Source organism: Nocardia yamanashiensis NBRC 100130, from assembly GCF_001613325.1.
In the GTDB taxonomy this organism is placed as follows: Bacteria; Actinomycetota; Actinomycetes; order Mycobacteriales; family Mycobacteriaceae; genus Nocardia; species Nocardia yamanashiensis.
Window position 1 is genome coordinate 1 of sequence record NZ_BDCD01000009.1, and the last position, 24,676, is coordinate 24,676.

Consider the following 24,676-nt stretch of genomic DNA (forward strand, 5'->3'; position numbering starts at 1 on the left):
GGTCGAGCGCGGTCTGATCGATCTGGACAAGCTCTGAGCAGGTGCCCGGCACGGAAAAGGGGGTTCGGGGATGAAACCCCGCACCCCCTTCTCGTATGGGGTGCGGCCAGGGGCGTTAACCCTCCTTGGCCGCCAGATCCGCCAGCGTCGCGGCGAGCCGGAAGTACTTGTTCTTGCCCAGATCGGCGATGGTCTTGATGCCGAGCGCCTCGAGCAACTGGGCGTCGTGCTTCTCGGTCAGCCCGGCGAGGGCGGACGGGGGAGCGGCGAGAATGTCCTGCAGGGACTTGGTTTCGTAAGCCTTGTCGAGAGCCTTGTCGAGCACAACGTTGACGGCCATCGGGCCTCCTTCGTAGAGCACAAGATCGGACCAGGCCGACGATAGTGGCAATACCCCTGTGTCACCAGGGATCTGCGCGACGTGTTGCGGTTGTATCGCGGATGTCCGGTTTGTGTTGCAGGCGCGAAAAAGTCCCCTCAAAGTTGTGAATTCGTGTTCTACCGGCGGTATTCTCGTCGGCGAGGGCGGGTTCTCCTGAGTATCGGAGAACCCGCTCATCGCCACTTTCGAGCCGGTTTACCGACCGTCGAATCAACTGTCGGAAGCGGCAATACGACCGGCAACTTCCGGCGTTTGTCCCTTTTGTTCGGATTCCTTCCCGTTTCCATTCGGGCTCGCCCCCCACCCGGGCAAGGGTAGGTCCGGCAGCGCCTGCTCCAGCTTGGCCAGCTGTTCGGCCACCACCGTCGCCGGTCCCTCGATCAGCGAGAAGGGCCACGGCCAGTGATGCCCGCCCAGCCGTTCCACCTCGTCCTTCAGCTCCGCGGTGGTCGCCTCGAGTTCACTGATCTCCGTGCGTAATTCGTCGATCTGCTGCAGCGCCGCCGCCAGCCCGTCCACCACGGTCCGGTTCCGGCCCTGTTCGTCCTGTCCCAGTTGCGGCCAGCCGGCCAGTCCCGGCCCGCGCAACTGGATCTGCACATCGCGCAGCATCTCGTCTTGTTCGGGTGTCAACTCGGGTTCCTCCTGCACGAAATCCCATTGGCCGAAATCGGCACGGTCGCTGGTGTTCACGTCGCATTCGACGCCGCCCACGTAAACCTGTTCACCGGTCTGGAAGATGCTGATCCGCGGGTCCACATTGCCGCCCGACCAGGCGATGGTCTGCCAGCCCCAGCTGGCGGTGCCCGCGTCCAGGGCCCGGCTCAACGGCCAATAGCCGCCGTAGATACCGACATTCGCCCGGCCCAGCACGCTGGCCGCACCGTCCAGGTAGGCATTGATGGGCTCCTGCTGCTGCGGGGTGGCGTCGAAATCCGCGGAGAAGTAGATGGGCCGGTCGCGCCGCCCGCCGCAGCGCAACACCTGCGCCAGCCCGGCGCGCGCGTCGGTGACCCCCGCGCCGTACCCGTCGAGCATGCGCGCGGCGGTGGTCTCCCAGTTGGACACGATCGAAATGCCGTGTGCGCGAAGATCGTCCGCTTCGTCCGGTGTGAGTAGTTTGCCGGGAAGGGTGGGGCCGCCCGAGGACAGGTAGCGCACCACGAAGTCGTAGCCGGCGGCCCGGATGGCGCTCGCACTGGGTCGACCTGCCGCGTAATCCAGCCCGAAACGCATGTCTACCACTGTAATTCGGACGTGCGGTGCGGTGTGGTGCATTCCGGACGATTTCCGCATCTCCGATCCCGCGTGTCTGTCGGACCTTGGTGGTTGACTGGGGGCGGTTGTGTGAGCGGCGTCACTGTGCTGTGGCGGTCGGTGCTCGGCACCGGAACGCGCGGCGTGGGGCTCGCGCGCGGCCGAGATCCGATTCGCCTTGCTATTTACTCGAAATGGAGATGCCCTGATGCCCGTACGCGACGAAGCCTGGCCCCCCGGTACGCCCTGCTGGGTCGACTGCCAGGTCGATGATCCGGCGCAGGCCGGTGCGTTCTACGGTGAGTTGTTCGGCTGGGATGTGCAGGGTGGTGGGGACGACAGCGGGGGATATCTGATGGCCCTGCGGGACGGGCAGGCCGTCGCGGGGATCGGGCCGAAGCCCGACGCGGCCGCGCCGTCGGTGTGGACCACGTATTTCGCGGTCACCGATGCCGACGCCACCGCCGAACGGGTGACCGCGGCGGGCGGCAGCCTGCTGGTGCCGCCGTTCGACGTGATGGAATCCGGCCGCATGTTCGTCGCCGCCGACGTCTCGGGCGCGCCCTTCGCGGTCTGGGAAGCCCACGCGCACAATGGCGCCGCCGTGCACAACGAGCACGGCGCGTACGTCTGGAACGACCTGCACACCGGCGATTTCGAGGCCGCGAAACGCTTCTACGCCGAGGTCTTCGGCTTCACCTGCACCGAATACGACGACGAGGCCATGCACTACGCCGTCATCACCCCGCCCGGCGGTACCGACCTGGTGGCCGGTATCAACGACGACACCCTCAACGGCGCCGCCCCGGCCCGCCCCTACTGGCTCACCTGGTTCCAATTCGATGATCTGGACACGGGTTTGAAGCGCGCCGAGGAACTGGGCGCGTCCGTGGTCATGGCCGCCGAGGACGGGCCCTTCGGCCGGATGGCGGTGCTGGCGGCCCCGCAGGGGGAGCTGTTCGCCCTGCTCGACCCCGCGCAGGCGGTAGGCGAGGTGCCGCCCACGGTGGCGTGAGAAACGAAGGGCCGGACCGCGGTAGCGCGATCCGGCCCGGACGTCGAACGGTGCGTCAGCGCACCGATTCGGGGGTGCGCCCCCGCTGCGAGGCCGCGCCGCGCGAGGCGGCGGCCAGCGAAGTGCTGTGCGCGCTATCGGAATCCGGCGCCAGGAAGGGCCGCCGCGCCTCACGCCGGTCCGGCGCCACCAGGATCGCGGTGATCGGCACGGTCAGCGACAGCGCGCCGATGATGAAGAACGGCACGAAGAAGTCGAACAGCTGCTGGCCCTCGGGCGGCGCCGCACCGGCCGTCACGTGCACCTCGACCCCGGTGAGGCCCGCGTAGTGCATGGCGATCACCAGCACCGCGTACACCACCGAACCGCCGAGCAGCAGCGGCACCGACTTCACGGTCAGGCTGAACCAGATGGTCAGCACCGAGAGCACCAGCGCGATCACGTACACCGCGATGATCGACACCAGGCTGCGGTCCACGCTGCCCGGGACGTGAATCGCGGAGAGCAGCATGAGATGCGAGGTGCCGAGGCCGCCCGCCATCACGACCGCGCCGATGCCCAGGCGCACCCAGTTCAGCTTGCTGCCGGCGATGAGCAGCGCCACGAACACCGCGACGCCCGAGACCACGGACGACAGGTTGGTCAGGGCGGGTTCGTAGCGCAGCGCCTCGGCGTTCTGGAGCTCCACGCCCAGCATGAGCATGAACACCGGCATGGACATGCCGACGCCGCCGATGGACGAGGAGGCCACCAGCACCCACACCAGCCGGAACTTCGCGGTCACCGATTTGGTGGACTGCCGGATGCACGCCAGCCCGCACGCCACCCCGGCGAACGAGGTGATCAGCGCCAGACCGACCACCCAGAACCCCATCGAGAAGTAGATCACCCAGAACCCCTGCCTCTTCGTAATCCCTGTCCAGGACGTCGTTCCGGCGTGTGACGAGCAGCCGGGACGACGTATCGCGCGCGGTCAGCCGCGCTGCGCCGCCATCAGCCGCTCGATCGCGTACTCGGTGACCGCCGCCAGCGCGCGCCGCACCTCACCCGGATCGCGGGCGTCGATATCGACGATCGGCACCCCTTCGCGCACGCTGAGCGCCTCGCGCAGTTCCGACACCGGGAAGCGCGGGGCGTCGGGGAAGCGATTGACCGCGATCAGGAAGGGCAGCGATTTGGCTTCGAAGAAGTCGACGGCCGCGAAGCTGTCCTCGATGCGCCGGGTGTCGACCAGCACCACCGCGCCGATGGCGCCCTTGATCAGGTCGTCCCACATGAACCAGAAACGCCGCTGGCCGGGGGTGCCGAACAGGTACAGCACCAGATTGCCGGGCAGGATGATGCGCCCGAAATCCATGGCGACCGTGGTGGTTTCCTTGCCCGGAGTGGCGGCCAGGTCGTCGTGGCCCTCGGACATGCCGGTGACCATGGCCTCGGTGCGCAGCGGCACGATCTCCGAGACCGCGCCGACGAAGGTGGTCTTGCCGGCGCCGAAACCGCCCGCCACCACGATCTTGGTGGAGGCTACCGAGCGCGGTTCCTCACCCGGTCGCGGCGGGTACACCGGCGCGCCGCCCGGAAGCGGGAGCTGGCCGGTCGTGTACTGACCTCCGCTCGCAAACTGGCCGGTCGTGTATTGGCCGCCAGCCGCGAATTGCCCCGGCGGGAACTGGCTTCCGCCGGGTTGCGGCCCGCCGGTGTAGCCCCCGCCGTCAAAGGGCGCGGAGTCCATGCAGAGTCCTCTCCATCAAAGACCGGCGCTCATCGAAGGTCGCTTGGTCGCTCAAGGTCGAATGCAGGCGCAGGGTGCCGGCGACGACGAGATCGCCGATCACCACCCGCACCATGCCCAATGGCCGCTGCAGGTGCGCCGCGATCTCCGCGACCGACAGCCGGGCGGTGCCCAGTCGCAGGATCTCCGTGCGGATGTCACCCGCGGGCCAATCGAAATGGGCGGTGTAGGACAGGGTTTCGACGACCGCCTCGAGCGGCAGGTCCACTGCCGGCTCGGTGCGGCCGGAGGTCAGCGCGTAAGGCCGGACCCGGCTGGTCGGGCGATTGCCGCCGGCACCGTTGGAAATGGTCATCGGCGGACTCGTCTAGGCAGTGCGGGCGGTGGCCTGAACCACGGACCCGACCCGGTCGACCAGCAGCGCCATCTCGTAGCCGATCCGGCCGATGTCGTGCTGCTTGTTGGCCAGCACCGCCAGGTGCGAGCCGTTTCCGACAGTCATGACCAGCAGGTAGCCCCGCTGCATCTCCACGATGGACTGCATCACCTTGCCGCCCTCGAAAAGCTGTGCGGCGCCGGTGGACAGGCTGGCCAGACCGGCGGTCACCGCGGCCAGCTGCTCACCGCGATCGGCCGGCAGATGCGGGCTGGTGGCCTGCAGCAGACCGTCGGCGGAAACCAGAACCGCGTGCGAGACCCCCGGGACCTCCCGGGTGAATCGCGTGACGAGCCAGTTCAGATTCTCGTCGGTGGTGGTGCGCTGTGCGTCGGTCATGCATGCCCTCCGTCTGTGTACTGCGTATCGGCTCGCCCGGAGCGGACGCCGCTGAGGTGCCTGGTCAAGCTGTTACGAATCTCTTCCGGATTGCGGGCGCTGCCGTCGTCCTCCTGCGCGGCCGCACCGGGCACCAGCTGGGCCCCGGGCCGCCGGATCGGCAGACCGCCCTGCGTCCGCCCGCTGCCCTGCGGATTGGCGGCTTCCTCGGCCGCGGCCCAGCCGGCATCGGATTCCGAGGACCACACGGACTCGCTCGGCTCATCCGCCGCCGGTTCCACCAGCCACTCCGAAACCATCCGCTGGAAGATCGGCGAATCGTGCTGCGGGCGCGGCGGGGCCGCAGCTCCGTCCGGCCCGGCGGCGGCGATGTCCTGCAGCGCGTGCGCGCCGGTGGTGGTCGCCGGATCCAGCGCGGGTCGCCCGTTGTCCCCGCCGAGTTCCGTGACGCCGGTATCCGCCGCGGCGAACGACCCGGTGTGGTGGCCGTTGCCCGGCGCGCTGCCGTCGCCCGGGTTACCCGCCGTCGCGTCGGCGTCCGCCGCAGCGCCGCGGTCGAACCCGCTGTTCCCGTCGGCCGCACCGGCATTGCCGAAGCTGTTCCCGCTCTCGGCGCCGCCGGCACCGGCGAAGCCGCCGGTGGGCCTGGGGTAGTCGCCGGTGCGATATCCGAAACCGCCGTTGTTGTCGAAGCCGTTCGCGCCGCGGGCGGCATTGCCGTTGCCGCCGTTGCCGTTCGCGGGATTCGCCGCACCGAAATTGCCGGTGGCGACATTCCCGCCGAATCCGCCGCGCGCGGGGCCGCCGGTCCGGTCGTCCCCGGCCGGTGCGCCGGCGTCGCGGCTGAAGACCTCTTCGTTGCGCCGGCCGAGATCGGTGCTGCTGCCCGCGAAGTTGGCCGGGTCGTTGTTGCCGCCGAAGCCGCCGCGGTCATTGCCGCCGCGCGCCGGGGTGCCGAAGCCGTTGCGTTCTTCGGGGTTTCCGAAGCCGTTGCCGAATCCGTTCCGCTGGCCGCCGGCCCCGAATCCCTCGGCGTCGCGCAGATCGAAACGGGTGGTGGCGGGACCGTTGAAGGCGCCTGCGTCGAAGCCGTCGCCGTTCCCGTTGCCGCCCTGGCCGATCGGGGGGACCGGCCGCAGCGGCGGTTCGGCGGCGTCGGAATTGTCGCCCCAGAAGTCGACCTTGCTGGGTTCGGATCCATTGCCGCCGTAGGGGCCGGGCTCGGTGCTCTCGACGAAGGCGTCGGTGAAGCGGTCCGCACCGCCGCGGGCGAAACCGCCGGTCACGGGGTGTTCACCGGTATCGGCGCCCGGCGTCTTGCGCTGCGGCAGACCGGAACTGGTGACGCCGAAACGCTGCGGCGGGGTGGTCTCCGGCAGGTTCGGCACCGGGGTCAGGCGCGGCGGCGTGACCACCGGCTGCGGGCCCGAGACCGGTCCCTGCGCACCCGGGGCCGGGGCCGCCGGCAGCGTCGCGGTGACCGGGTACTGCCCGGTGGGATCGCCATTGCGTTCCGGCGCGGGCGAGACCAGCGAACCCGGCAGGTGCACGCTGGCGGTGATGCCCGGCTGCTGCACCATGGCCGAGGTACGGCGCAGGCTCACGGTGATGTTGTGCCGCTTGGCCAGGCGGCCGACCACGAACAGGCCCATGCGGCGCGCGGTCTCGACATTGACCTCGCCACCGGAGGCCAGGCGATCGTTGATGGACTGCAGGTCTTCGGCATTCATGCCCAGGCCGCGGTCGGTGATCTCGATCAGATAGCCGCCGTCCACGGCCCGCGCCACCGACACCGCCACCGGGGTGGAGGGCGGCGAGTAGCGCAGCGCGTTGTCGATCAGCTCGGCGAGCAGGTGCTCGATATCGACCGCGGGCTCACCGGCGACGATGCCGTCCGGCACGGTCCCGATCTCGACGCGCTGGTAGTCCTCCACCTGGGAGACCGAGGACCACAGCATATCCGACAGCGGCACCGGCGCGAGATGACCACGGCGCAGGGCCGTTCCGGCCAGCACCAGCAGGTTGTCGCCGTTACGGCGCATGCGGGTGGCGAGGTGGTCGAGACGGAAGAGCGACTGCAGGCGCTCGGAGTCGTCCTCGTCGCGCTCCAGCTCCTCGATCAGCGACAGCTGCTGTTCGACGAGCGATTGGCTACGGCGGGACAGGGTCTCGAACATATTGCCGATCTGCAGGCGCAGTCGCGCCTGTTCGGCGGCGAGGTGGAGCGCCTGGGAGTGGATGTCGTCGACGGCGCGGGCCAGCTGCCCGATCTCCTCGGTGGTGTGCACGTCCACCGGCATGATCTCGGGGGTCACGCCGCCGGCGCGCACCACCTCGAGTTCCTGCGGCAGGTCGATGTGCGCCACCTGCAAGGCATCTCGCCGCAGGCGCCGCACCGGCACGACCAGCGAGCGGGCCACCACCAGCGCGATGGCCAGACCGGCCAGCAGCATGCCGATCACGATGGAGGTATCGCGGAGCACGTTGTTGCGGGCTTCGGTGGTCAGCGAGGCGAGCTTGCCGTCCATGGCCTCGATGACCGAGGAGATCTCGCGGTCGTAGGCGGCGGCGCTGGCGTGCAGCGCGTCCTGCATGGCCGGGATCTGCCCGAGGTCCGAACCGGTCTGCGCCAGAATGCCGGCGCGGGTCTGCGCGGCGTCCTTGAGGATGTCGGCGTCGGCATTGGCGGTGGGCGCCATGCCCCGGTACACCTCGATCAGGGTGAGCTCGGCGCCGATGGCGGTCAGCAACCTGGTGCGCAGCATCGGATTCCGGTCCGCGTCCGGCATGGCCAGCATCACGCGCTGCGTGGTGAGCACGCGGCGGGCGGTATTGGCGGAACCCATCTGCAGGAACAGTCGCTGCACCCGCAGGTCGGCGATGCTGGGCGAGGTCGCCAGCGCGTTCTGCACCTTGGTGCCGACCTGATCGGCCTGATCGCCGATGGCGGCGGGCGCGAGCGAGCGCAGGCTGTTGCGCATGGTGCGGGCCATCGCGACGGCCTCGCTGACGTTCTTGGTGTCGAGCACCTCGGCATTGGTGGCGCGGATCTGGGTTTCCAGTTCCGCCACGGCCTGATCGAACTTGCTTGCCGCGGCTTCCAGCGCCGGGTCGGCGTTCTGGTTGCCGAATCCGGCGATGGCGGTGATCGCCAGTTCGTCGGTGGCCGACATGAATTTGACCGTGGGCCTCACCAGGTCCGACTGCTCACTGCCATTGCTCAACTGCGAGATGGTCTGCAACTCGCTGTTGATTCGCAATACCGCGAAGGTCGCGGCCAGGAGCACCGGCAGCACCAGCACGATGCCGACCTTGCGCGTGACGGGCCAGTTGGACAGGCTGAATTGCCAGGTTCGCGGTGCTGCTTCCATCCCGCTGCCGTCGCCTCCGCTTTTCACGAGTGACCCCCAGGTCGTATGCGGTTGTACGGTTTTGGGGTCGAATACCCGCCCGGAACCAACTAGAGGTCTTCTTTTACGGCCTGCAACATACCGCGTGGGATGACTAACGGCAATTCGGGCGACTCGGTGTATGAGACTCCGAATGCCGGTTTGCCACAACATCTTTCGAATAGGCATACGAGTGCCGCAAAGTTGCCGAAGCCGGGGTTACTGAAGAGTTAGCAGGTCACAGCGCCGCACCCGCGGACGCGCCGAATGCCGTTTGCTCGGCGTGTCGAATGGGGGCTTCTCAGTCACCTCTCAGTCGTTGTGGGCAGACTGGTGCCCATGCGCATTCTCGTAGTCGACGACGACCGCGCGGTCCGGGAATCACTGCGCCGCTCGCTGACCTTCAACGGCTACTCCGTCGATCTCGCGGTCGACGGCATGGACGCGCTCGAGAAAGTCGCCGGCGCCCGCCCCGACGCCCTGGTCCTGGACGTCATGATGCCGCGCCTGGACGGCCTGGAAGTGTGCCGCCGACTACGCAGCACCGGCGACGATCTGCCCATTCTCGTACTCACGGCGCGGGATTCGGTCTCCGAACGGGTGGCCGGCCTGGACGCCGGCGCCGACGACTACCTGCCCAAGCCGTTCGCGCTGGAGGAACTGCTGGCCCGGCTGCGCGCCCTGCTGCGCCGCACCACGGTGGAAGCGGCCGAGAACTCCGAGACGCTCACCTTCGCCGATCTCTCGCTCGACCCGGTCACCCGCGAGGTGCTGCGCGGCGAACGCCAGATCAGCCTGACCCGCACCGAGTTCTCGCTGCTGGAGATGCTGATGGCGAATCCGCGCCGGGTGCTCACCCGCAGCCGCATCCTCGAAGAGGTGTGGGGCTACGACTTCCCGACCTCCGGCAACGCGCTCGAGGTGTACATCGGCTACCTGCGCCGCAAGACCGAGGCCGAGGGCGAACCCCGCCTCATCCACACCGTGCGCGGCGTCGGTTACGTGCTGCGTGAGACGCCGCCGTAGGAGCCGGGCTCGTGGGTAGAACCATTCCGAAACGCCCCGTGGTGGCCGCGCTGGGCGGGCAACGCGGCGAGTCCGCGGAGATGCGGCCGCCGATGCCGCTCACCAGTTCGGTGTCGCTGCGCTGGCGGGTGACGCTGCTGGCCGCGTCCGTGGTGGCGGTGGCCGTGGCCTTCACCTCGATCGCCGCCTACGCCATGGTGGCGCGCTCGCTGTACGCGGACGTGGATTCGCAATTGCGCGCCCGGGCTTCGCTGATGATCGACAACAACTTCGACAGCCTCGGCTTCCAGTCGATCGTGCTGGCCGGGCTGTATTCCAGCGATGTCGGTGTGGCGCTGATCTTCCCGGATCTGCAGACCCCCTACATCCCGCCGCAGACCACGATTCCGCCGGTCGGCACCCAGGAGCTGGCGGTCGCCAAGGGCGAGATCGCGTACTCGCTGCGCACCGTCGACAATCAGCGAGTGCTGGCCCGCCGCACGCACTCCGGCTCCACCCTGGTGGTCTCGCAGCGCCTGCAGCCCACCCGCGAGGTGCTCGACCGGCTGGCCTGGCTGCTGTTCGTGGTCGGCGGCTGCGGCGTCATGCTGGCCGCGGCCGCTGGAACCGCGGTGGGCCGCACCGGTTTGCGGCCGATTGCCCGGCTCACCGCCGCGACCGAACGCGTGGCGCGCACCGACGATCTCACGCCCATTGCCGTCACCGGCGATGATGAACTCGCCCGGCTCACCGAGAGTTTCAACACAATGCTGCGCGCATTGGCCGAATCCCGCGAAAGGCAACGGCGTTTGGTGGCCGATGCCGGTCATGAGCTGAAAACGCCGCTGACGTCTTTGCGCACCAATATGGAACTGCTCATCGCCTCTTCCCGGCCGGGCGCGCCGCGCATTCCGGACGAGGACATGGCCGAATTGCGCACGGATGTGATGGCGCAGATCGAGGAATTGTCCACGCTGGTGGGCGATCTGGTGGATCTGGCCCGTGAGGACGCCCCCGAGACCGTCTACGAACAGGTCGATATCGGCGATGTGGCCGAACGCGCATTGGAGCGGGTGCGCCGTCGCCGCAGCGGCATCGAATTCGAATCCCAGCTGCGCCCCTGGTTCGTCTTCGGCGATGAAGCGGGCCTGGAACGCGCCCTGCTCAACGTGCTCGACAATGCCGCCAAATGGAGCCCGTACGGGGCCAAGGTGTTGGTCACCATGCGTGAGACGGGCCGCGGGTTGCTGGAGTTCACCGTGGACGACGCCGGGCCGGGCATTCCGCCGGCCGAACGCGAGCTGGTGTTCGAACGCTTCTACCGCACCACCGCCTCCCGCTCCATGCCCGGTTCGGGCCTCGGCCTGGCCATCGTGAAGCAGGTGGTGACCAAGCACGGCGGCACCATCACCGTCGATGGTTCCGAGCGCGGGGGCACCCTGATCCGTATCGTTCTGCCCGGAGCAGGCACGCCACCCGCGGTCCCCGAGAACTGAATCGGCGAAAAGGCTCGGCGAAACCCAAGCACGGTCTCAGTCCGCTCTCAGTCGTCACCGCCAGGCTTGGCACGAGACTCGAGGAGAAACGAGAAATGACCGAGGATTCGAAGGACACCCGCGGCACCCAGCCCGAGGGACAGCATCCCGCCCAGCCCGACGCGGCCCCGCAGCGCCTGGGCACCCAGTCCGAACAGCTCGACCTGGGCGGCGCACGGTCGGCCCGCCCCGACCTGCCGCCCGCCCCCGAATCCTCCACCGCCTCCGGCCTGCCCAAGCGCGCCCCGGCGGGAGCCCCGGAGGCCGACTTCGAGGACCAGCCCTTCGACGGCTTCGCCGCCAACCCGCCCACTCCGGCCACCGCGTCCGGTGCCGCGGGCAACGGCCCGGGTGCGCCGACCGGCGGTGCGGACAGTGCCTTCGGCGGTGCGGACAGTGCCTTCGGCGAATCGGCGAGCGGCAGCCCGGGCGCTTCCGGAAGCGGTGCGGGCGGTACGCATCGAGTGTTCGGCGCGGCCGGCGATTTCGCGGCGGGTGCGGCGGCGGCCGGTACGGGCAGTGCGGCCGATGCCGGAACCCCCGGCGCGGATCCCGGCGCCGCGGCGCGCGAGCGCTTCGATCGCGAATTCGGCGGTGACACAGCCACGTCCGAGTTCGGCTCCGGCGGCGGTGCGCCCGCGAGCGGTTCCGGTCCGGCGCCCAGCGCGCCGTTGGGCGCGAGCTTCGATCGCGAATTCGGTCTCGACGCCGGGCTTCCCGACGCCGGCGGGTTCGGTGCGCCCGCCGCATCCCACAGCGGTCCCGGATCGGCTGCCCACGGCGGCGCCCCGGCACCGGGTTTCGGCGGCGGTGACGGGCCGCACGGCGGTCGAAGCGCTGCGGCGCAAGGCGGTTCGGATTCGGCGCGGCATTGGGGTCCGGGCGCTCAGCACCCCGGTGCGGCCTTCGGTGCGCCCGCGCCGGGTCACGCCGGCTTCGGCGGGCCTGCCACACAACAGCTTCCGGTCGGCGCGACCGAACAGCTTCCGGTCGGCGCCTACGGCGCGTACGCGGCGTCGGGGGCCGGGTACGGACAGCCGGGGCAGCATGCGACCGAGCCGATGTTCGGCGGGTCCGGGCAGCCCGGAGTGCCGGGGCAGCCCGGTGGTCCGGGTGGTCCCGGAGGGCCGGGGATGCCCGGTATGCCGGGCTATCCGGGCGGCCCCGGCGGGCCGGGCGGCGGCGCACCGAAGCGGTCGGTGTCGAAGGGCCTGATCGCGGGCGCGGTGGCGCTGGCGCTGTTCAGCGGCGGCATCGGCGGCGTGGTCGGCGCGCTCGCCACCGGCGACAACAACGGCAGCTCGGTGGTCAGCAATGCCCTCGACGCGCCCAAGCCGAATGTGAAGACGGCGGCCAACGCCCCGTCCGGTTCGGTGCAGGCGGTCGCCCAGAAGGTGCTCCCCAGCGTCGTCATGATCAAGGTGGCGGGCAATCGCGCCGAGGGGGAGGGGTCCGGCGTGGTGCTGTCCTCCGACGGCCTGATCCTGACCAACAACCACGTGGTGAACGGCGCGGGCCCGAACGCGACCATGCAGGTGGCCTTCAACGACGGCAGCACCGCCTCGGCCACCCTGGTCGGCGCGGATCCGGTCTCGGACCTGGCGGTCATCAAGGTGTCCGGCAAGACCGGCCTCACCCCGATCGAACTCGGTTCCTCCGCCAACCTCCAGGTGGGTGAATCGGTGGTGGCCATCGGTTCCCCGCTCGGCTTGGCCGGCACCGTCACCACCGGCATCGTGTCCTCGCTCAACCGTCCGGTCTCGACCAGCGGCGAGCAGGGTTCGCAGGGCACGGTCATCGACGCCATCCAGACCGACGCCGCCATCAACCCGGGCAATTCCGGCGGCGCGCTGGTGGATATGAACGGCAAACTGGTCGGCATCAACTCGGCCATCGCCACCCTCGGCAGCTCCGAGGCCGCGGGCGCGCAATCCGGTTCCATCGGGCTCGGTTTCGCCATCCCGGTCGATCAGGCCCGCCGCGTCGCCGACGAACTCATCAAGACCGGCAAGGCCACCTACGCGCAGATCGGCGTGAAGGTGCGGGCGCAGGACGACGTGAACGGCGCGCGCGTACTGGAGGTGACCCCCGACGGCCCGGCCGCCAAGGCGGGCATCCCGAACGGCGCGGTGGTCACCAAACTCGACGATCAGATCATCGATTCGGGCAATGCGCTGATCGCCGCCGTGCGCTCGCACCGCCCGGGCGACAAGGTCAAGGTCACTTACGCCGACGAGCAGGGCAAGAATTCCAAGACCGTCGAGGTGACCCTCGGCGAAGCCCAGGTGGAGGGAGGCCGATGATGCGGCACCAGAGTGGACTGACCCCGGTACCCGAGATCCGGGTTACAGCCGACGGGGGATGGGAGCTGTTGTCGGACAAAGGCACTACGGTGAGCACCATGGAAATCGATGCCCCCGTGGCGGGCCGTGCTCTTGTCGTGGTCGTCGACGATCGAACCGCCCATGGCGGCGTGGACTCGCTGGGTCCGCTGGTCACCGAGCTACTCACCGAGGCCGGCTTCCTGGTCGACGCCTCGGTCTCGGTCGCGGCCGACGAGGTGGAGATCCGCAATGCGCTCAATACCGCGGTGATCGGCGGTGTCGATCTGGTCATCTCGGTCGGCGGCACCGGCATGTCCCCGCGTGACGTCACCCCCGAGTCCACCGCCGAAGTGCTCGACCGGGTGCTGCCCGGCATCAGCGAGGCGCTGCGCGCGTCCGGCCTGGCGTCGGGTTCGCTCGACGCGGGTCTGTCCCGCGGCCTGGCCGGCATCTCCGGCAGCACCCTGGTGGTGAACCTGCCGGGCACCCGCGCCGCCATCCGCGACGGCATGGCCACGCTCACACCGCTCGCCAGCAAGGTCATCGACGAACTCTCCGGTCTGGCGGAATGACCGACGAGCAAGACCGGCCCTCGGACGCGTCCGAGACCGCTTCCGACGCACCCCGTCCGGCTTCGCGCCGGGCGGGGTCGCGTCGTCTCACGCCCGCCGAGCGGGCCGAGCTGGCGCGGATCTTCGGCGATCCGCTGCCCGACACCACGTCCGATGAGCGCACGCCCGAAGGGGATTCGCGATCGTCCTCGGATGAATGGCTGCGCAATCAGGTGCCGCCCCATCACGGCTGAATTTCTTTAATTCGCTGATAATTCGCTCGTCAATAACACATGTGGCTACACGCATGTCTGTTGCCCTTGTTGCCAAACGGTTGCTGTTGTGGCTAAGGTCTCGATCGGGTCACCAAAGCTACGGCTCCAACGAGTTTGAGTAGTGTGCTTCCACATTGCTCCTGTCGGAACTCGTCGCGTAGCGGCCCGCTTCAACCTCGGTGGTCGAGGTTGTCCGCGAAAAAACTGATGAGGGAAACATGAGCGAGAACCGCACCGCCGGTTGGCGGAGCGCCGCCCGTATCGCGGGCATCGGCGCGGCCGCGTCGGTGGCCCTGGGCCTGATGTCCACCGGCGCCGCGAACGCCGACACCTTCGTGCCGTTGCCGGACGGTCAGAAGGTCGGCCCGAACGTCACCGTCACCCGGATCGGCGAGCACGCCACCATCTCCCCGTCGCTGAGCGCCAATGGCGCCGGACGCGTGGCCTGGGTGAGCGGCAAGGCCATCGCGGATGTCGCGGTCACCCCCGAAGGCACCGTCGGCCCGAACAACGGCCCGGCCAACGGCCCCGGTTCCAACAACTCCTCCACCCACGGCGCTTCCGCGCTCAGCACCGGCTACCTCGTCGGCTGCCAGGTGAACATCGCCGACAACGCGGTCTCCGCGGGCGTCTCCGGCGGCATCGACCTCTCCGGCGGCAGCCTGGGCGCGTCGGTCGGCCTGAACCTGGGCCCCGGCGAGGTCAAGTTCGTGCAGATCAACTCCAAGGACATCCTGAAGGCGGGGACCTATTCGGTCGAATACCAGGATGTGCCGATCGAGATCAACGGTTGCGCCGGTTACGCCCAGGCGCGCGCCTACACCGTGGTCGAGGTCATCGGTGACCACTACTCCAAGACCACCCTCTACGGGCAGCCGTTCAGCATCGGCTGACGTGCCGGTCCGAAGTCAATTCATTCCTCGCGCAAGCGAATTCGACCCTAGAGGGAAAATCATGAACATCCGTAAGACCATGGCGCGGGTCGCCGGCGTCGGCTTCGCCGCCACTGCCGCTCTCGGCCTGTTCTCCACCGGTGCGGCCAATGCCGACACCTTCGTCGGGCTGCCCGGCGGCCAGCTCACCCAGACCCTGTCCGACGGCACCGTGGTGACCGTCAAGCTGGTCGGCGAATCCGCGAATATCAACCCGTCGCTGGGTTCCACTCCGCTGCACCGCAATGCGTGGGTTTCCGGTAGCGCGCAGGTCGAACTGTCCGGCACCAACGGCGACGTCGGCGGCAAGATCGTGCCCGGCTACGTGGTCGGCTGCCAGGTCAACATCTCCGGTGGCGGCGCCTCCGGCGGTGGCGAGGCCGGCGCCGCGTTCGCCGACGGCGCCCCGTCCGCCAAGGGCAATGTCGGTGGCAACCTGACCCTGGGTCCGGGTCAGTCCAAGGCGTTCTACCTGCTCGATCAGGAAGCCGCGGACGACTTCGGCAGCGAAACCCACTACGTCCGCAACAAGTTCAAGGGCTCGAGCGGTTCGGTCACCTGGGCCGACGAGACCATCAACCTGAACGGTTGCGGCGGGTACGCCCAGGCGCGCGCGTTCGTCGCGGTGCAGGTCGAAACCGACAACATCATCACCGCTGTCACCCTGTGGGGACAGCCCTTCAGCATCGGCTGATACTTCCCGCTCAGCGGAACCCGAAGGGGCCCGGCGCGTTTAGCGCCGGGCCCCTTTCGCGTATTCATAGCGTCCCCGGCATAAGTGCGGGTTGTTGTGTACTAGAACAGCATCTATGTTCGCTCACGCATCAAAGCCCACATCTGTGATGTAAAGTGCCCCACGTCGCTCCACATAAAGAATTCGTTAGCAGTAACACGGCGGCAACAATGTGGCGACAAACTCAACTGGGTTCTGGCCAGGAACCCATTTCAGCCTCGGTGGTCGAGGCTGACCGCAAGAACCTGATGAGGGGAAGTATGAGCGAGAACCGCACCAACGGTCTTCGTCGCGGTGCCCGTATTGCGGGCATCGGAGCGACGGCGGCCGTGGCCATGGGCCTTTTTTCCACTGGTGCTGCTAATGCCGACACCTTCGTGCCGTTGCCGGACGGTCAGAAGGTTTCGCCGAGCGGGACGGTCACCATCACCCGCACCGGTGAGCGCGCCCTGATTTCACCTTCGCTTTCGGCCAATGGCGCCGGTCGCGTGGTGTGGGTCAGTGGCAACGCCACCGCCGAAGTCACCGTCACCCCCGAAGGTACGGTCGGCCCGAACAACGGCCCGGCCAACGGACCGGGGTCCAACAACTCGTCCACCCACGGCACCTCGCAGCTGAGCACCGGCTACATCGTCGGCTGCCAGATCAGCATCGGTGAGGACGCCATCTCCGCCGGGATCTCCGGTGGCGTCTCGCTGACCGACGCGTCGCTCGGCGGCTCCCTCGGCGTCAATCTCGGTCCGGGAGAGGTCAAGTTCGTCCAGATCGACTACAAGGACATCCTGAAGGCGGGAACCTACTCGGTCGAATACCAGGATGCCGAAATCACGATCCAGGGTTGCGCGGGTTACGCCCAGGCGCGCGCGTACACGGTTGTCGAGGTCATCGGCGATCACTACTCCAAGACGACGCTGTACGGTCAGCCGTTCTCCATCGGCTGATAGTGGCTCGCCCGCCAAAAACCTTCTCGCGCAAGCGAATTCAACCCCTGAGGGACATAAGAAATGAACATCCGTAAGACCGTGGCGCGGGCTGCCGGTATCGGCGCCGTCGCCACCGCCGCCCTTGGCCTGTTCTCCACCGGCGCCGCCAACGCCGATACCTTCGTGCCGCTGCCGGGCGGCGAACTCACCAAGACCCTGTCCGACGGCACCATCGTGACCGTCAAGCTGGTCGGCGAGTCGGCCAACATCTCCGGGTCGATGGGTGCCACCCCGGTGCACCGCAACGCCTGGGTGTCGGCGTCCGCGCAGGTCGAGATCTCCGGCAACAACAGCGATGTCGGCGGCAAGATCTTCCCGGGTTACGTCGTCGGCTGCCAGGTCAACATCGCCGGCGGCGGTGCCAACGGTGGCGTCACCGGTGGTGTCGAATGGGATTCCGAAGGCAATACCACCCCGACCGCCAGCGTCAGCACCGGCGGCAACCTGACCCTCGGCCCCGGCCAGACCAAGGCGTTCTACGTCCTGGATCTGGAGCAGGCCGACGACTTCGGCAGCGAAACCCACAAGGTGCGCAACAAGTTCTCGGGCTCCAGCGGCTCGGTCACCTGGGCCGACTCGACCATCGGCCTGTCCGGCTGTGGTGGTTACGCCCAGGCTCGCGCGTTCGTCTCGGTCGAGGTCGAGACCGACAACGTGGTCAGCTGGGTCACCCTGTGGGGCCAGCCCTTCAGCCTCGGCTGATCGGCCCACTGCTGTAAAACGAATGGGCCCGGTGCTTTTCGCACCGGGCCCATTCGTTTGTCCTGGGACCGTTCAGTTCTCGTGTTTGCCGCCGCCGCTGTTCTGGGCGAGCAGATCGCGGATCTCGCGCAGCAGTTCGTTGTCGGTGAGTGAGTCGTCGGTGGCGCCCCAGCGTTTCTTGGCGTGGGTGGCGGGGAGCACCACGATGAAATAGAGCAGTGCCGCGATGATGGCGAAGTTGAGGGCCGCGGTGATGATCGGCCCGATGGCGACGAAGGTGGCGGGTTTGTCGGCCACCAGCTGGAAGCCGAGGCCGAGTGGGTTGGTGCCGCCGAACACCGCCAGCAGCGGGTTGATCACCCCGTCGCTGAATGCGGTGACGATGGCGACGAACGCGGTGCCCATGACGACCGCCACCGCGAGGTCGATCACATTGCCGCGCATCAGAAATTCCTTGAAACCCTTGAACATTGCCGAAAACTCCTCTGCGTGATGGAGAGCGTCCGTGCAGTGAGGGTGAAGTCCCCCACGGGGTCCAGCGAGGTCGTGCGATACCCCGCGATGCTAGTTCACCAACCGTCCAGCTCAGTGGAACACGACCGTCAGCGCGCTCCGCAACGAAGCCGCGGCAACCACCGCCGCCCGCCTGGCATCCAAAGCCACCAACACCACCCGCTCCTGATCCCGCCCCGCCGATCCCACCCCGGAAACCAGCACTACCGCCGCATCCGACGCCAACAGCCGAGCCCCTCGCCCGCCGCTCTCCTCCCCGGCCACCACATCCACCCGATCCCCGGCCCGCAGCACCTCCGCAACAGCCTTGTCCGCCAACCGAATCGGAACGATCCGTCCATCCCCGTCCCCCGCCGCCACCCCTGCCAGCCGCGTCCCGACGACCCGCAGATCGGTCAGGATTTCCCCTTCGGTCACGGCCCCCGCCAACGTTGCCCCCACCACCGCCCCGGCCTCCCGTGCAACCCCATTGGGCAAGGTATCCGCCGCCCGATCAACGACCCGAAGATCCCCAGCCTCCACCACATGCCCCGGCGGTAACTCCCGCGCAGCCACGACGACTTCGACCCGCCGTTCCGAAGGGTCCTCGCGCACGGCGATCACACCGGCGACCACCACCAACGCCACCGCGACAATCCGCCGTACTGACACCGCATCCACCCACCCCGGCCGCATCTCCGCCACCCCACGCACCCGAATCATGCTGCGCAGCTTAGGTCTCCGAAACGACCGAAAACCCGCGCAAGCGCGGGTTGTGGATAACTGATGCGGCTGTGGAGAACCCGTACGGGCTCAGGGCGTAGCCCAAGGAACGGGGTTCGGGGCGTAGCCCCGATAAGGGGGTCCGGGGGCCTAGCCCCCGTCCCCCATTTCTCTTCGCGCCGAAGGCGCGGCTCTCAGGCTGCGGAGGTGCTGGAGCCGCTCGACGCCGGGGCCGGGGAGGCGGCGGGAGTCGAGGTGCTCGAGGTGGAGGACGACCCGCTGTCCGAGGAGGACGAAGGCTTGGCCGCCTCGGAGGACGTGGACCCGTTGCGCGAGTCGGTGCGGTAGAACCCGCTGCCCTTGAAGACGATGCCGACGGAGTTGAACAGCTTGCGCAGTTTGCCGGAGCACGCGGGGCAAGTGGTCAGCGCGTCATCGGAGAAGGACTGCACGATGTCGAACTTGTTGTCGCACTCGGTGCAGGCATACGAGTAAGTAGGCATCGGGAAACCTCCACAGTCTTCGTCGATTTAGCACTCTACAGCTGACAGTGCCAACACTGCCAATCGGGTGTCAATTCCCGGCCGGTTCGAGCAGCTTTCGTAACCCGCCGGCGGGAGTGAGCACCCATCCCATTCGATGGTCGTGCGCCTCTTCCGGCAAACGCTCCACGACTTCATCGTCGCGCACCACGGCGATCAATCGCGCATCCGCCCGGCAGGCGCTCAGACTGCGATCGTAATAACCCGCCCCGCGCCCCAATCGCACTCCACGCCGATCCACCGCCAGCGCCGGAATCAGAATGGCCGCGGCATTCGCCAATCCGCCGGGTGCGGGCTCCCCGTCCGGCTCGGACAACCCGAACCGCCCCCGCCGCAGGCGCTCCGGGCCGAGGTACTCCGCCCAGTCGAGCGGCCCGGGTTCGCCGGTAACCGGCAACAGCACCCGCGCCCCGCCGTCCCGCAGCGCGTCCAGCATCGCCACCGACCCGGGTTCGCTGCCGACGGGCACGTAAGCACACACCCACACCGCGTCCGGCCCGGATGCCGCCGCGAGCGATCCGGCGATCTCGCCCGCCGCCGCCGCGAGCGCCTCGGCCTCGCGCTCGCGCACCTCGCGCGGCACCGCCTTGCGCCGGGCGAGGATCTCCTCCCGCCAGGCCCGCTTGTCCCGATCGCCCGTATTCACGCCCTCGAGCCTAGGAGGCCGTGCGATTCCGGCCGAAAGCGCGTCGGAACGACGGCCCCGCCACCGCCGTGTGGGCCCGGGGGTTTGCGGGCGTACCGGTCGGGCTATTGCGTGAGGGGTGCCCCGACTCGCGGCGTTCGTGAGAATTCGCACGTTGCGGGAAGTGCGCCTGCGGGTGCGAACTCGCCCCGAGGGTGCGAAGTTGAGGGAGCGGTCGGGCGTTCGGTGGGCTCACCGGGCCCGCGCGCCTTAGGCTCTCGGGGAACTCGGGACGGCGTCGACGCCGTCCCGGTGGATATCACGGATGGATAGGGTGAAGTTCATGACAGCTAATGGCGGCGGAACCGGGTCTTGCTTCCGCACCGCGGTGGTGCCCGCGGCGGGGCTCGGCACGCGGTTCCTGCCCGCGACCAAGACGGTTCCCAAAGAGTTGCTGCCGGTGGTCGACACCCCGGGCATCGAATTGGTCGCCGCCGAGGCCGCGGACTCCGGCGCCGATCGGCTGGTGATCGTCACCTCGCCCGGAAAAGACGGCGTGGTAGCGCATTTCGTCGAGGACCTGGTCCTCGAGGGCACCCTGGCCGAGCGCGGCAAGTTCCATCTACTGGAGAAGGTGCGCAAGGCCCCGGCCCTGCTGGACGTCACCTCGGTCGTGCAGGAGGAGCCGCTGGGCCTGGGACACGCGGTGGCACAGGCGGAGTCGGTGCTGGACGACGACGAGGACGCCATCGCGGTGCTGCTGCCCGACGATCTGGTGCTGCCCTCGGGCGTGCTGTCGGTGATGGCGAAGGTGCGCGACACCTACGGCGGTTCGGTGCTGTGCGCCATCGACGTGCCGAAGGATCAGGTCAGCGCCTACGGCGTGTTCGACGTCGAGGTCATCGAGGGCGCGTCCAAGGATGTGCTCAAGGTCAACGGCATGGTGGAGAAGCCCGCCCTGGCCGATGCCCCTTCGACTTTCGCGGCCGCCGGCCGATACCTGTTGGACCGCGCCATCTTCGACGCCCTGCGCCGCATCACCCCGGGCGCGGGCGGCGAGCTGCAGCTGACCGACGCCATCGCCCTGTTGATCTCCGAGGGCCACCCGGTGCACGTGGTGGTCCATCGTGGGTCGCGCCACGATCTGGGCAACCCGGGCGGTTATCTTCGTGCTGCGGTCGATTTCGCCTTGGAACGCGAGGAATACGGCCCCGCCCTGCGCGAGTGGCTGGAGCAGCGGCTGGGACCGAGCTGGAATCCGCAGCTCACCTCGTACGAGTGACGGGACAACCGTTGACGACGGGACAACCGTTGACGAGGTGTGCAGTGCGCGAGACCAGGGAAGGGCGGCATGCGCTCGGTTGAGGACCAGCAGATCAAGGTGACCGCGGCGGCTGTCGCGCCGCGGCCGGTGCGGGTCGCGATCTCGGAAGCGCAGGGCCTGCTGTGCGCCGAGGACGTGGTGACCGAGCGCCCCTTGCCCGGATTCGATCAGGCCGCCATCGACGGCTACGCGGTGCGCAGCGTGGACGTGGCGGGCGCCGGTGCGGAAATCCGTGACGAGGACGGCGAACCCGTCGATCTGACCCTGCCGGTGGTGGGGGAGGTGGCGGCCGGTTCCCGGCAGCCGATTCGCTTGCAGCCCAGGCAGACCGTGCGCGTCGACACCGGCGCGCCGCTGCCCACGCTGGCGGATGCCGTACTGCCGCTGGACTTCACCGACGGCGGCCGTGCCCGGGTCAAGGTGTACGAACCGGTCCGTTCCGGCGATTACGTGCGCCGCATCGGCGACGATGTGCAGCCCGGCGATCTGGCCGTGCGCGCCGGCACCATCATCGGCCCGGCCCAGGTGGGCCTGCTGGCCGCGGTCGGCCGCGACAAGGTGCTGGTGCATCCGCGCCCGCGGCTGTCGGTGCTGTCGGTCGGCGGCGAACTCGTCGATATCGATCGCACTCCCGGCCCCGGCCAGGTCTACGACGTCAATTCCTATTCCCTGGCCGCCGCCGCCCGCGATGCCGGCGCGGACGTGAACCGGGTCGGCATCGTCTCCGGCGATCCCAAGCGCCTGCGCGATGTGGTGGAGGGCCAGCTGGTCCGCTCCGAGGTCGTGGTGATCGCGGGCGCGGTCGGCGGCTGGGCGTCCGAGCAGGTCCGCGAGGCCCTGGAGGGCCTGGGCGAACTGGAGATCACCCGCGTCGCCATGCATCCGGGTTCGGTGCAGGGCTTCGGCCTGCTGGGCCGCGACGAGGTGCCGACCTTCCTGCTGCCCTCGAATCCGGTTGGCGCGCTGGTGGTTTTCGAGGTGATGGTGCGGCCGCTGATCCGCATCGCCCTGGGCCGCCGCCATCCCATGCGCCGCATCGTGCGCGCCCGCACCATCCTGCCCATCGCCTCGATTCCGGGCCGCCGCGGCTATCTGCGCGCCCAGCTGATGCGCGACGAGCAGACCGGCGAATATCTGGTGCAGCCGCTCGGCGGCCCGAACGGCGCGTCGTCGCATCTGCTGGCGACCATGGCCGAGGCGAACAGTCTCATCGTGATCGATCCGGATGTCACCGAGGTGCGCACGGGTGACGAGGTCCGGGTCGCGTTTCTCGCGCAGCGAGGGTAGGCGTGGACATGAATGTCTTCCGGGCCGCTCAGCACCCGGGGTGGCCGGCGCATCTGGGTCCGGTGCGAGTGGCGGCCGGCACGGTCACCTTGCGGCCCATCCGTTTACGCGATGCCTCGGCCTGGAGCCGGATCCGCACCCGCGATCGGGAGCACCTGGAGCCGTGGGAACCGACCGGTCGCGGCGCGTGGGAGGCGCGCAATCACGGCGGCAATTGGCCCTCGCTGTGGTCCTCGCTCAAGGCCGAAGCCCGGCGCGGCGCGATGATTCCGCTGGTGATCGAGGTCAACGGCAGCTTCAGCGGTCAGCTCACGGTCGGCAATATCGTGCGCGGCGCGCTGCGTTCGGCCTGGATCGGCTACTGGGTGTCCAAGGAGGTGGGCGGCCAGGGCGTCGCCACCGCCGCGCTGGCGCTCGGCCTGGACCACTGTTTCGGCGAGGTGGGCCTGCACCGCGTGGAGGCCACGGTGCGCCCGGAAAACCTTGCCAGCCAAGCCGTGCTGCGGAATGTGGGTTTCCGCGAGGAGGGTTTGCTGCAGCGCTACCTGGATGTCGACGGCGCGTGGCGCGACCATCTCCTGGTGGCCATGACGGTGGAGGAAGTTTCGGGCACAGTGGTGGACAGGTTGATTCGCACCGGGCGCGCCGCGCGGGCTTGACCGGTGGTCACACGCTCTAATACCGGGGTAACCGGTACGAAAATCGTGTGACTAATGGTGCAGGTGTGGTCGGCGCGCCTAAGCGGTATTCCTGTGGTGTGGAATTAGCCTACGGACGTCGGTGGTGCGTCCGAAGTACCGCTGGAAGGCGCTGCGGTGCACGTCGAATGGAGAACTGTCAGGCGGGGACGGAGGTGTGAGCACGATGCCGAATTCGATCTTGTGGATTGGCCTGGTCGTGCTCTGGGTGTTCGTGCTGTTCCCCATGCTGACCACCCGCCATCCCCGCATCCGCCAGCACACCGACGCCGCCCTGGCCACCCGGGTGCTGCACCGCGGGGATGCCAAGCCGCGCACCAGGAAAGGTCCGGCCGCCGGACACGACACCGACCCGGACTACGTGCCGGTACGCAGGAAGCATCACCACAGCGATGATCCGGAGGATCGGATGACCAGATCGGACGACAGCTCCACCGCTGAATCGGACGAGAAGGATTTCGACACCGCCCGCGCACGTACCACCGGCGAGGCTTCCGCGCCGCCGCCCGAAAACCCCAGCTCCGCCGCGGACTCGGCCGCCGAAATCGAGGCCGGGGACGAATTCGGGGCGGAGACAGCGGAATCCGATGCCGAACTCGGCGCGGACTCCGACAATGATGATCGTGCAGACCGCGAGGCGCGTGCCGAGTCCGAGGACCGCGAAGAGGACGCGGACCGTGAGGCCCGTGCGGAAGACCGCGACGACGACGCGGATTCCGTTGTGCTAGAAGAGGATTCGGCGGAGTCCGGCGCCGGCCGCCGGCGGGTCCGCCCGGAGTCCCCGCAGCGCGCCCGGGTCCCCGCCCTGCGCGAGCCCGAGCCCGAGGACGACCTCGGCTTCGAATCCGACGAGGACGACGGCGATTTCGTGCCCTCCCGGCGCGGCCGCGGCGGTTACGACCCCGAGGCCGACGCCATCGCCCGCGCCGCCCGCTACACCTTCCGCCAGCGCGCCGTGCTCGGCCTGGTGCTGAGCACGCTGATCTTCGCGGCCGCCGGTTTCGCCATGTCCGCCACGCTGTGGTGGTTGTGCGCGCTGTCCGGCACGGTGCTGGTGGCCTATCTGGCCTACCTACGCCGCCAGGTCCGCCTGGAATCCGATATCCGCCGCCGGCGGCTGGCCCGGCTCTCGCGTCCGCGCGTCTCCAGCGAGGACGAGGAGCCCTCGCGCGCCGCGGCCGCGCCCGTGCCCGATCGCGAGGAGACCCGCAATCAATTGCGCCGGGCGGTCCTGGTCGAACCCGATGACGAGGACCCGGCTTTCGAGCATCTGGAACTGTTCGACGCCGCCACCGCCCGTGCCACCCGCCAGCGCGCCACGGCGGCCCGGGAACGCCGCGCCGTCGGCGAATAGCCGGGAGCACTCCGAACAGAAAGCGGGCCCGCGATCCAGAT

25 protein-coding genes are annotated in these 24,676 nt (G+C 68.8%); 14 read left to right on the plus strand and 11 right to left on the minus strand.

The window, feature by feature from the left end:
• Positions 1–115 precede the first annotated feature (115 nt).
• On the minus strand, positions 116–340 hold the full coding sequence (locus tag NY1_RS09045) for a hypothetical protein (protein WP_067710429.1): 225 nt from the start codon (positions 338–340) through the stop codon (positions 116–118).
• A gap of 252 nt (positions 341–592) precedes the next feature.
• Entirely contained in the window at positions 593–1,618 is a 1,026-nt protein-coding gene (locus NY1_RS09050) for a DUF1906 domain-containing protein (RefSeq protein WP_067710431.1), read from the minus strand.
• Between the two features lie 229 nt (positions 1,619–1,847).
• Here NY1_RS09050 and NY1_RS09055 point away from each other — a divergent pair, with 229 nt between their 5' ends.
• On the plus strand, positions 1,848–2,654 hold the full coding sequence (locus tag NY1_RS09055) for a VOC family protein (protein WP_067710432.1): 807 nt from the start codon (positions 1,848–1,850) through the stop codon (positions 2,652–2,654).
• A 55-nt stretch (positions 2,655–2,709) separates the two neighbouring features.
• Here NY1_RS09055 and NY1_RS09060 read toward each other — a convergent pair whose 3' ends face one another.
• The 5 genes from NY1_RS09060 to NY1_RS44445 all read right to left on the minus strand — a co-directional run bounded on the left by NY1_RS09060 (position 2,710) and on the right by NY1_RS44445 (position 8,532).
• Entirely contained in the window at positions 2,710–3,543 is an 834-nt protein-coding gene (locus NY1_RS09060) for an MHYT domain-containing protein (protein ID WP_067710434.1), read from the minus strand.
• An 84-nt stretch (positions 3,544–3,627) separates the two neighbouring features.
• On the minus strand, positions 3,628–4,218 hold the full coding sequence (locus NY1_RS09065) for a GTP-binding protein (protein ID WP_067710699.1): 591 nt from the start codon (positions 4,216–4,218) through the stop codon (positions 3,628–3,630).
• A 148-nt stretch (positions 4,219–4,366) separates the two neighbouring features.
• Positions 4,367–4,741 carry a DUF742 domain-containing protein gene (locus NY1_RS09070; RefSeq protein ID WP_067710436.1) on the minus strand — a complete coding sequence of 125 codons (375 nt, stop codon included), beginning with the start codon at positions 4,739–4,741 and terminating at the stop codon, positions 4,367–4,369.
• Between the two features lie 12 nt (positions 4,742–4,753).
• The gene (locus NY1_RS09075; RefSeq protein ID WP_067710438.1) at positions 4,754–5,161 is read right to left on the minus strand and encodes a roadblock/LC7 domain-containing protein; all 408 of its coding nucleotides are present in this window, start codon (positions 5,159–5,161) and stop codon (positions 4,754–4,756) included.
• Positions 5,158–8,532, minus strand: coding sequence for a sensor histidine kinase (locus NY1_RS44445; protein ID WP_067710440.1), 3,375 nt, complete (start codon positions 8,530–8,532; stop codon positions 5,158–5,160). The genes NY1_RS09075 and NY1_RS44445 overlap by 4 nt, the downstream gene beginning before the upstream one ends.
• A gap of 357 nt (positions 8,533–8,889) precedes the next feature.
• Between NY1_RS44445 and NY1_RS09085 the strand changes: the two genes are divergently transcribed.
• From NY1_RS09085 to NY1_RS09125, 9 genes are all read left to right on the plus strand, one after another.
• Positions 8,890–9,576 carry a response regulator transcription factor gene (locus tag NY1_RS09085; RefSeq protein ID WP_067710700.1) on the plus strand — a complete coding sequence of 229 codons (687 nt, stop codon included), beginning with the start codon at positions 8,890–8,892 and terminating at the stop codon, positions 9,574–9,576.
• A gap of 80 nt (positions 9,577–9,656) precedes the next feature.
• Positions 9,657–11,051: a sensor histidine kinase gene (locus NY1_RS09090; protein WP_084534834.1), complete on the plus strand. Its 1,395-nt coding sequence runs from the start codon at positions 9,657–9,659 to the stop codon at positions 11,049–11,051.
• Positions 11,052–12,151: 1,100 nt separating this feature from the next.
• Entirely contained in the window at positions 12,152–13,393 is a 1,242-nt protein-coding gene (locus NY1_RS09095) for a S1C family serine protease (protein ID WP_084534835.1), read from the plus strand.
• Positions 13,394–13,491: 98 nt separating this feature from the next.
• Complete coding sequence (locus NY1_RS09100; RefSeq protein ID WP_218028337.1) at positions 13,492–13,986, plus strand: MogA/MoaB family molybdenum cofactor biosynthesis protein; 495 nt, start codon at positions 13,492–13,494, stop codon at positions 13,984–13,986.
• Positions 13,983–14,219: a hypothetical protein gene (locus NY1_RS09105; RefSeq protein ID WP_067710442.1), complete on the plus strand. Its 237-nt coding sequence runs from the start codon at positions 13,983–13,985 to the stop codon at positions 14,217–14,219. The genes NY1_RS09100 and NY1_RS09105 overlap by 4 nt, the downstream gene beginning before the upstream one ends.
• 239 nt (positions 14,220–14,458) lie before the next feature.
• Positions 14,459–15,133, plus strand: a complete 675-nt coding sequence (locus tag NY1_RS09110) for an MspA family porin (protein ID WP_067710444.1) — start codon at positions 14,459–14,461, stop codon at positions 15,131–15,133.
• 61 nt (positions 15,134–15,194) lie between these two features.
• Entirely contained in the window at positions 15,195–15,866 is a 672-nt protein-coding gene (locus NY1_RS09115) for an MspA family porin (protein ID WP_067710446.1), read from the plus strand.
• Between the two features lie 299 nt (positions 15,867–16,165).
• Positions 16,166–16,846, plus strand: a complete 681-nt coding sequence (locus NY1_RS09120; RefSeq protein ID WP_067710448.1) for an MspA family porin — start codon at positions 16,166–16,168, stop codon at positions 16,844–16,846.
• 63 nt (positions 16,847–16,909) lie between these two features.
• Complete coding sequence (locus tag NY1_RS09125; protein WP_067710449.1) at positions 16,910–17,590, plus strand: MspA family porin; 681 nt, start codon at positions 16,910–16,912, stop codon at positions 17,588–17,590.
• Between the two features lie 72 nt (positions 17,591–17,662).
• Here NY1_RS09125 and mscL read toward each other — a convergent pair whose 3' ends face one another.
• From mscL to NY1_RS09140, 4 genes are all read right to left on the minus strand, one after another.
• On the minus strand, positions 17,663–18,061 hold the full coding sequence (mscL, locus tag NY1_RS09130; protein WP_067710451.1) for a large conductance mechanosensitive channel protein MscL: 399 nt from the start codon (positions 18,059–18,061) through the stop codon (positions 17,663–17,665).
• A gap of 114 nt (positions 18,062–18,175) precedes the next feature.
• Positions 18,176–18,805, minus strand: a complete 630-nt coding sequence (locus NY1_RS09135; RefSeq protein WP_067710453.1) for an SAF domain-containing protein — start codon at positions 18,803–18,805, stop codon at positions 18,176–18,178.
• Between the two features lie 194 nt (positions 18,806–18,999).
• Positions 19,000–19,308, minus strand: coding sequence for an FmdB family zinc ribbon protein (locus NY1_RS41850; RefSeq protein ID WP_084534798.1), 309 nt, complete (start codon positions 19,306–19,308; stop codon positions 19,000–19,002).
• Between the two features lie 70 nt (positions 19,309–19,378).
• On the minus strand, positions 19,379–19,993 hold the full coding sequence (locus NY1_RS09140) for a 5-formyltetrahydrofolate cyclo-ligase (RefSeq protein WP_067710455.1): 615 nt from the start codon (positions 19,991–19,993) through the stop codon (positions 19,379–19,381).
• Positions 19,994–20,315: 322 nt separating this feature from the next.
• On the opposite strand from NY1_RS09140, the gene NY1_RS09145 reads away from it, so the two are divergent.
• The 4 genes from NY1_RS09145 (at position 20,316) to sepX (ending at position 24,635) form a co-directional block, all read left to right on the plus strand.
• Positions 20,316–21,254 carry a UTP--glucose-1-phosphate uridylyltransferase gene (locus tag NY1_RS09145; RefSeq protein ID WP_067710704.1) on the plus strand — a complete coding sequence of 313 codons (939 nt, stop codon included), beginning with the start codon at positions 20,316–20,318 and terminating at the stop codon, positions 21,252–21,254.
• A 69-nt stretch (positions 21,255–21,323) separates the two neighbouring features.
• Entirely contained in the window at positions 21,324–22,583 is a 1,260-nt protein-coding gene (glp, locus tag NY1_RS09150) for a molybdotransferase-like divisome protein Glp (RefSeq protein WP_067710457.1), read from the plus strand.
• An 8-nt stretch (positions 22,584–22,591) separates the two neighbouring features.
• Positions 22,592–23,242 (plus strand): GNAT family N-acetyltransferase, encoded by a 651-nt coding sequence (locus NY1_RS09155; protein ID WP_067710705.1) that lies wholly within the window; start codon positions 22,592–22,594, stop codon positions 23,240–23,242.
• Between the two features lie 205 nt (positions 23,243–23,447).
• On the plus strand, positions 23,448–24,635 hold the full coding sequence (gene sepX, locus NY1_RS09160) for a divisome protein SepX/GlpR (protein ID WP_084534836.1): 1,188 nt from the start codon (positions 23,448–23,450) through the stop codon (positions 24,633–24,635).
• Positions 24,636–24,676: the final 41 nt, after the last annotated feature.

Bases quoted from the DNA above. Each gene is read 5' to 3' on its own strand.
- mscL (WP_067710451.1), bottom strand. From the start codon at position 18,061: ATGTTCAAGGGTTTCAAGGAATTTCTGATGCGCGGCAATGTGATCGAC.
- NY1_RS09105 (WP_067710442.1), top strand. From the start codon at position 13,983: ATGACCGACGAGCAAGACCGGCCCTCGGACGCGTCCGAGACCGCTTCC.
- NY1_RS09110 (WP_067710444.1), top strand. From the start codon at position 14,459: ATGAGCGAGAACCGCACCGCCGGTTGGCGGAGCGCCGCCCGTATCGCG.
- NY1_RS09055 (WP_067710432.1), top strand. From the start codon at position 1,848: ATGCCCGTACGCGACGAAGCCTGGCCCCCCGGTACGCCCTGCTGGGTC.
- NY1_RS09135 (WP_067710453.1), bottom strand. From the start codon at position 18,805: ATGATTCGGGTGCGTGGGGTGGCGGAGATGCGGCCGGGGTGGGTGGAT.
- NY1_RS09075 (WP_067710438.1), bottom strand. From the start codon at position 5,161: ATGACCGACGCACAGCGCACCACCACCGACGAGAATCTGAACTGGCTC.
- glp (WP_067710457.1), top strand. From the start codon at position 21,324: ATGCGCTCGGTTGAGGACCAGCAGATCAAGGTGACCGCGGCGGCTGTC.
- sepX (WP_084534836.1), top strand. From the start codon at position 23,448: ATGCCGAATTCGATCTTGTGGATTGGCCTGGTCGTGCTCTGGGTGTTC.
- NY1_RS44445 (WP_067710440.1), bottom strand. From the start codon at position 8,532: ATGGAAGCAGCACCGCGAACCTGGCAATTCAGCCTGTCCAACTGGCCC.
- NY1_RS09050 (WP_067710431.1), bottom strand. From the start codon at position 1,618: ATGCGTTTCGGGCTGGATTACGCGGCAGGTCGACCCAGTGCGAGCGCC.
- NY1_RS09115 (WP_067710446.1), top strand. From the start codon at position 15,195: ATGAACATCCGTAAGACCATGGCGCGGGTCGCCGGCGTCGGCTTCGCC.
- NY1_RS09090 (WP_084534834.1), top strand. From the start codon at position 9,657: ATGCGGCCGCCGATGCCGCTCACCAGTTCGGTGTCGCTGCGCTGGCGG.
- NY1_RS09070 (WP_067710436.1), bottom strand. From the start codon at position 4,741: ATGACCATTTCCAACGGTGCCGGCGGCAATCGCCCGACCAGCCGGGTC.
- NY1_RS09120 (WP_067710448.1), top strand. From the start codon at position 16,166: ATGAGCGAGAACCGCACCAACGGTCTTCGTCGCGGTGCCCGTATTGCG.
- NY1_RS09045 (WP_067710429.1), bottom strand. From the start codon at position 340: ATGGCCGTCAACGTTGTGCTCGACAAGGCTCTCGACAAGGCTTACGAA.
- NY1_RS09125 (WP_067710449.1), top strand. From the start codon at position 16,910: ATGAACATCCGTAAGACCGTGGCGCGGGCTGCCGGTATCGGCGCCGTC.
- NY1_RS09085 (WP_067710700.1), top strand. From the start codon at position 8,890: ATGCGCATTCTCGTAGTCGACGACGACCGCGCGGTCCGGGAATCACTG.
- NY1_RS09145 (WP_067710704.1), top strand. From the start codon at position 20,316: ATGACAGCTAATGGCGGCGGAACCGGGTCTTGCTTCCGCACCGCGGTG.
- NY1_RS09155 (WP_067710705.1), top strand. From the start codon at position 22,592: ATGAATGTCTTCCGGGCCGCTCAGCACCCGGGGTGGCCGGCGCATCTG.
- NY1_RS41850 (WP_084534798.1), bottom strand. From the start codon at position 19,308: ATGCCTACTTACTCGTATGCCTGCACCGAGTGCGACAACAAGTTCGAC.
- NY1_RS09100 (WP_218028337.1), top strand. From the start codon at position 13,492: ATGGAAATCGATGCCCCCGTGGCGGGCCGTGCTCTTGTCGTGGTCGTC.
- NY1_RS09095 (WP_084534835.1), top strand. From the start codon at position 12,152: ATGTTCGGCGGGTCCGGGCAGCCCGGAGTGCCGGGGCAGCCCGGTGGT.